We start from the raw sequence: 2838 nt of genomic DNA, 5'->3' as shown, positions 1-2838 counted from the left end.
CACACCTGCTGCCGATGAGATCTATGGTCTGGCTGGCAGCGACAAACTCTATGGTCATGCCGGCAATGACAAGCTCTATGGTGGCACTGGCAATGATACTCTTTACAGCGGCTCTGGTGCTGATCTGTTGGATGGCGGTGCTGGAATTGATACCGCAAATTATTCTCAATCCCTGAATGGCATTCTTGTAAATCTTGGAACAGGTGCTGCTTCGGGTGGGCATGCCGATGGTGACATTTTGATAAACGTCGAATATGTGCATGGATCTCGACATGATGATGTGATTATCGGTAACGATGGCAACAACGGGCTGTATGCCGGAGGTGGCAACGACCATTTAGTAGGCGGCAAAGGCGATGACACCCTCAACGCTTATGCCTCTGGAGCAGACATCCTTGATGGTGGCGAGGGCACTGATACCGTGCGCTACTACTACGCCTCCTCTGGCGTTACCGTGAACCTGGCAGATCCAAGCCAGAACACTGGAGATGCGGCAGGTGATACTTACATCTCTATTGAACGCATCATGGGAACCCGAGATCATGCTGACACGCTGATTGGTGATGCAGGTAACAACAGACTTTATGGATACGCTGGTGGAGATACGCTGGATGGTGGTCCTGGAATTGATATCGTCGATTATGCATCTTCTCCAACAGGGGTTTCCGTCAACTTGACAACCGGGGTTGTCTCAGGTGGCCATGCTGAAGGCGATACGATCTCTAACTTTGAGATCGTTATGGGTTCCAATCATGATGACGTCTTGATTGGCGATGAGCAAAACAATGCTCTTTACGGCTTTAAAGGAAATGACCGTCTGGAAGGTAAAGGCGGTAATGATACTCTCAATGCGTATCATGGCGGTAACGCCTACCTTGACGGGGGGCCGGGTGTAGATACCGCCCGCTATCGTTGGTCCAAGCATGCTCTGACCATCAATCTTGCCGATCCAAGCCAAAACACAGGCGATGCTGCTGGCGACACCTATGTCTCCATCGAGAACGCAACAGGCAGTGATGCATATGGCGACAGCCTGACCGGTGACAGTGGCAACAACCGTCTGTCTGGCTATGGCGGCAACGACACCCTCAATGGAGCAGCAGGCAATGACAATTTACATGGCGGCAAAGGCAATGACACCTTTGTCTTTGAAGGCACAAGCTTTGGCCGTGATGTAATTGAAGACTTTGCTGCGGGCCATGGCGCTGGCGATGTCATTCAGCTCAAAGGCACGGGTCTGACCAGCTTTGCTGATGTACTGGCTCGCACCAGTGCATCTGGCAGCAATACCCTCATTCAGATCAACACCACAAACACAATCACAATCAGAAACACAATACCTGGGGATCTCCATGCAGATGACTTCAGAACCGAACCTGAAGTATTTGCAATTGAAGAAGCGCATTGCCCAGATGTGATTAATATGAAAACTTTAACAGCTACCCCACAAATACGTTTGGAAGACGGGAAGTGTCAGCAATTACCAAGTCAGGCAATTACTATTAAAACCACCAAAGAAACTTGCGAAGACCCAAGCAAGTTTATCCATAAGTTGAATGAAGGCTTTAGTATAGGTCTTGAGCGCCTTTACTATGACAAAGGTGGACGCATTTTCGTTACGAACTGCCAAAGATCAGAGGCGGTTTACCAGCACTATACTACAAACGATGGTAGCTGGAAGCACAATGATGAGGAACTAAAATCCTACCGGCTCTCTGTAATTAAGTTTGATTTCAACTCAGTTCCTTACCCCTTGGCGATTGATGTCTTAGAACCTAATGCGCCTGAAACTGAATATACTCTCAAGTCAATCCGTGACATACCGACAGACAACGATCGCTATTACGAAGATTGCAACTCTTTCTTAAGAACACGACGAGAAGAGACCTACCAACGGCCTGATCAATCAGAGTTTATCCGCTTCCATGGCTATGGCCTTCCAATCAAAGAAGGTGATAAGTGTATCAAAACTACAGAGACAAAAAAGAACTACGTAAATTCACGCGTAAAAGTATCACATGATATTAAGGGATCGAAGGTCACCATTTTTAGTCTCTCTACGGAGACCGTTATAAATTTGCGGAAAGGTACAAGAACTATTTCTTCAGGACCATTTTGGAAACCAACCTGCACTCTTGAACCAATTCCATCTGGCCCACGCTGTAGCACCATTACACATTATGCCAGTGCTAAAGTCACGGACACTTATGATACTTTCAATCGCACTAAGATTGAGTACCCGAACGGAAGTGCAAGCTATTCAGAATGGGAAGCAACTGGGCCTTGGTCTGAAACATTAGAATGCGAAAAGAGAGCAATTGTCTACGAAAACCCCGGTGATAGAACCACTTGTGGTCGTTCGGACAATTAATGAGTATTATGTAGTCGGAATTTTTTGTAGTTTATCAATCCGATTAATTCCACTGAATAATACTCACTTAATTAACGATAATTAGCCATATATCCATGTATTGCACACAACAAGTCGCAATTCGGCTCATGTATCCCAATCATGAGCTGGATCTGCGTCTTTTAATCCCTTGAAAGGGGCGGGATAAATCTACAACCTCAACCAGTTTCTAATGGTTGGGCTGACTATGTTTTCCAAATACTCCCGTGATCATCATCTTGCTGACCAGGCATCTGGCCGCAAGCTGAAAGTGGTGTTTTTTACCGCGCTAAGCACTGCAATGGTCCTTAATAGCCCGGCCAGTGTCGCCCTGGAAAACGATACCTCGGTCTCTCCGGATAAAACCTACACCCAGCACACCAGCAGCTTTGGCGCCTTGACCCAAAAGGTGCCCATCGAAGTGCCCCAATATCATGGTCTGGAGCCCT

2 protein-coding genes are annotated in these 2838 nt (G+C 47.1%); both read left to right on the top strand.

Annotated features, from left to right (window positions below):
- On the top strand, positions 1–2371 hold a 2371-nt coding region (locus JCM12308_RS27315), incomplete at its 5' end, for a calcium-binding protein (protein ID WP_054785756.1).
- A gap of 226 nt (positions 2372–2597) precedes the next feature.
- Positions 2598–2838: hypothetical protein (locus JCM12308_RS27310; protein ID WP_164845389.1), on the top strand; the 241-nt coding region annotated here is incomplete at its 3' end.

The sequence above is a fragment of the Pseudovibrio denitrificans JCM 12308 genome, from assembly GCF_001310815.1.
GTDB lineage: Bacteria > Pseudomonadota > Alphaproteobacteria > Rhizobiales > Stappiaceae > Pseudovibrio > Pseudovibrio denitrificans.
The sequence above is the reverse complement of the archived record's forward strand: the minus strand, read 5'-3'. Positions and strand labels throughout refer to the sequence as shown.